Below are 3,524 nucleotides of genomic sequence, written 5' to 3' on the forward strand. Positions count from 1 at the left end.
CCCGTGCGCGCGAACGCGTCCCGGTCGCCTCGACGGTCCGCCCGAGCAGGTCCACGGGCCCGGCGGTGAACTCGCGCTCGGCGATCAGCTCGGCCCGCCGCCCCAGCTTGTTGCCGAACCCGCCGACCAGGTCCGCGAGCCCGTCGGTGTCCCGGGTGTCGGTGACCGCCCGCAGCAGCAGATCGGTGAAGTCGGAGTCCTTCTTGACGGCGAAGAGACCGGCGGCCTCGCCCTCGTCCGCGTTCATCTCGCGCTGGTAGCGGAAGAGTTCGGGGTCCAGGCCCAGGTCGCCGAGGTGTTCGATCCAGCGGTCGTGGATCTCCTCCCAGTGCACTTCGAGATGCGGGTACGCCTTGCCCGCCTCGGTGAGCGCGTCCCGGAAGCCCTTCATGGTGCGCCGGCGCCCCTGCGCGCCCGAGGCGCCCTCGACGGACGGCCGCACGGAAGTGGCCTCGGCGACCGGCAGATTGTCCAGGCTCAGCCCGGGCCCGGGCCGGAACGAGTACCAGGCCTCCGCGAACTTCCGCGGATCGTTGGAGACCTGGCGTCCCCGCCACTCACTGACCTTGCCGACCACGACGCACTCGCCGGTCAGCGTGTGCTGCCACTCCAGCGCCACGTGCCCGCAGTCGTCCGCGAGCAGGAACTTCCGCAGCACGCCGGAACTGGCGCCGCCCAGCGTGTTCCGGTGGCCGGGCAGCATCACGGAGAAGATCAGCTTGAGCAGTACGGACTTGCCGCCGCCGTTCTCCAGGAAGAGCACACCGGCGGGCGCGGGGCGGCGCGGCGGCCCGACGGGCTCCTCCTCGAAGAACTCCGCCTGCGTGGGCGCGGGGTCGGGCACGGGCTCGCCGACACCCCGCAGGTCCAGCACGGTGTCGGCATAGCGCGCACCGGCAGGCCCGATGGAGTAGAGGCGGACCCGGGACAGCTCGTACATGGCGGCGGACTCTCGTAGTCGTAAAGGGAGTTGGGACGGTCGGTCAGAGGGTCGGGGCGGTGGACCGGGGCCGGCGGGTCCCGGTCAGTGGGCCGACCGCCGGTTCACGAGTGGAACGGCAGTCCGGCATCGGCGGCCAGCTCCAGATCCTCGGTGTCCTCGGCGGGCAGCAGGCTGGCGGTGCCGTCGGTGACCGGCACGATGCCGAGCTCCAGCAGCTCGGCCATCGCGGCACTGCCGGCCATGTCCCGTACCTGGAGCTGGTAGCGGGCGGTCGTCCGGTAGGTCCCCCCGCCGTCGTCCCCCGTGCGCTGCAGGAACCCCGAGTCGGTGAGGAACGCGACGGCCTTGCCGATGATGCCGGTGGTCGAACCGGCGAGTCTTCGGGCGTCCTTGGTGGCCCCGGTGGAACTGCGTCGCGCCCAGATCCGCCAGGCGGCCTCCAGGCCCGGTGCGTCGGTCGCCGGGTCGGTGTTCTCCCCGTGCACCTCGGCCTGCTCCTCCAACCGCCGACAGGCCTGCCTCACAAACGCATCGACGCCGTTGACCGACACCCGCCCGATGTACCCGTCATCTGCGAGGTCCTCCGGGCGCGGGAACGCCATGGCGGCGACCGCGAGATGCGCGAGCCCGTGCAGGAACCGGTCCCCCGAGTCGGCCGACGTCCGCCGCGCGTAGTCCCCCATCCGCACGGCGAACACCGAGTCCTCGGCCGCGGTCACCGCCATCCCCGCCCGCGGGGACACCTCGAGCACCACAAGCCCGAGCCCGGTCGCCACGGCATCGGCCAGCCGCGCGAAGGCCGGATCCTCCCGATACCTCCGCAACAACTCGGCATACTCCTGATCCCGCGCGGGCTGCAACTTCGGCTGCAACCCAAAGGCCACGAGCCGCGCGGCATCAGCGGCGTCGGCGGGAGTGACGGCGCTGCTCACCGGAGGAGCGACAGCCTCCGGCTCACTCCACTCGACATGCTCGGTCACGACGACTGCAACTCCCTGAACTTGAAAACGGGGCCGAGGACAAGCGCCCCCTTAGGGGCGCGGGGAACTGCGCGACAAGCCACGGAGGACCCGCAGGTCACAAACAACCCGAAGTCACCCGGCGAACCCAGCGGAGCGTTCACGCCGCATCCTTACGGTCCGCAGCCATCCCCACCGCATCCAGCAAAGCCATCCCCACGATCAGATCGGCCCCACCGAACTCCGGATCATCCAGCTCGGTCCCGTCGTCCACGGCGAACAGCAGCTTCTCCTCACCCTGCCGATACGCCGTACCGACCGGCGGACTGGCCGCGTGCACGGCCAGCAGGGCGAGCAGATAGGGCAGCTCGGGGTCCTGACGCCGCGCGTCGGCCAGCAGCCCGGACAACCGGCGCGGCGCGTCGGCCGGCAGGTCGAGCAGTTCCATGGCGGCGGCGAGCTGCTCCTCGCTGAACCGGCTGTCGTCCGGCGTGGCGATCAGGTCCGGCTCGGGCATCTCGGCACCGAGATGCTCCCGCTCCATCGGCGGCGTCAGCAGAAGATCGACAAGATCCCCGACCCGAACGGACGCGGGCGTCCGAAGCCCCGTCCCGCGGGCGAAGAACGCGTCGGTCACCCGCAGCGCCTGCTCCATGGGCAACGGCAGTACGGGCGCGACGAGATGCCCGTACAGATCTGTCCCGGACGTCGTCATGGGCGTCGCGAAGGCCTGCCGGTCCTGCTCGGCACGGAACAGCGGCCCGGCCTCCAGGAGACGGGACTGCAGCTGTGTGTGCCGCCGGATGCAGTCCTTGACGATGTCGACGAGTTCGGCGGCCCGCCGCTTCTGCTCGGCGTCCTCCGACTCGTCCCGCGCCTTGCGGATGTTCGTGAGGATCGCGTTCTCGTGGCGATAGCGGTCGGCGACATGGTCGAGCGCCTCGGCGATCATGTCGGGCACGGCCTGCAGCCAGTCCACCGCCCGTACGTTGCGCCGGGTCGCGTCCAACGCCCTGCGGAGCGTCTCGGAGTACTGCACGGTCCGGTAGCGGGCCTGCTCGGCGGCGAGCTGCGCGTCCGCGAGCCGGCCGCGGCTGATCAGCACCTCGAGCTTGACCTCTGCGGCGATCTGCGCGCTGGTGACGTCGGTGTCGAGGGCGCCCACGAGCACGTTGACCGCCTCGTCCGTCGTACGGAGATACACGCTCCCTCCGTAGCCGGGCACCTCCTCGATCAGCTTGAAGTCGTAGTCCCGGCGCACATAGGAACCGTCGGGCGCGAACGTGCCGTATACGGCCCGGAAGCCGCGGTCGACGCTGCCGACGTTGATGAGGTTCTCCAGGACCCAGCGGGCGACGCGTTCGTGCTCGGCGACGGGCCGGCGTGGGGCCTGGGCGGCGATGCGCGGGATGAGCCTGGCCACTATCTGGTCGTGGTCGGCGCCCGTGTCGAAGTCCATGTTCAGTGTGACGAGGTCGATGGCGGCGAGGGCCACCTCCGCCATCCCGTACACCGAGTACTCACCCGCGAGGTTCGCCTTGCGTACGTCGAGGTCGTGCAGCGGCGCGGTGCAGGCGAGCGCGCGCAGCCGCCGCGCCAGTCCCTCGTCGGCGGCCGGGCCC

General features: G+C 71.1%; 2 protein-coding genes and 1 pseudogene. All 3 read right to left on the bottom strand.

What is annotated here, in order from left to right:
• Positions 1–940, bottom strand: a pseudogene (locus tag O3Q52_RS50775) (hypothetical protein); the annotation flags it as partial.
• Positions 941–1,044: 104 nt separating this feature from the next.
• Entirely contained in the window at positions 1,045–1,923 is an 879-nt protein-coding gene (locus O3Q52_RS50780; protein ID WP_269655194.1) for a hypothetical protein, read from the bottom strand.
• 139 nt (positions 1,924–2,062) lie between these two features.
• Positions 2,063–3,524 (bottom strand): hypothetical protein (locus O3Q52_RS50785; RefSeq protein WP_269655195.1); only part of this gene is annotated, 1,462 nt, incomplete at its 5' end.

It is taken from the genome of Streptomyces sp. ActVer (assembly GCF_027270795.1).
Classification (GTDB): Bacteria; Actinomycetota; Actinomycetes; order Streptomycetales; family Streptomycetaceae; genus Streptomyces; species Streptomyces umbrinus_A.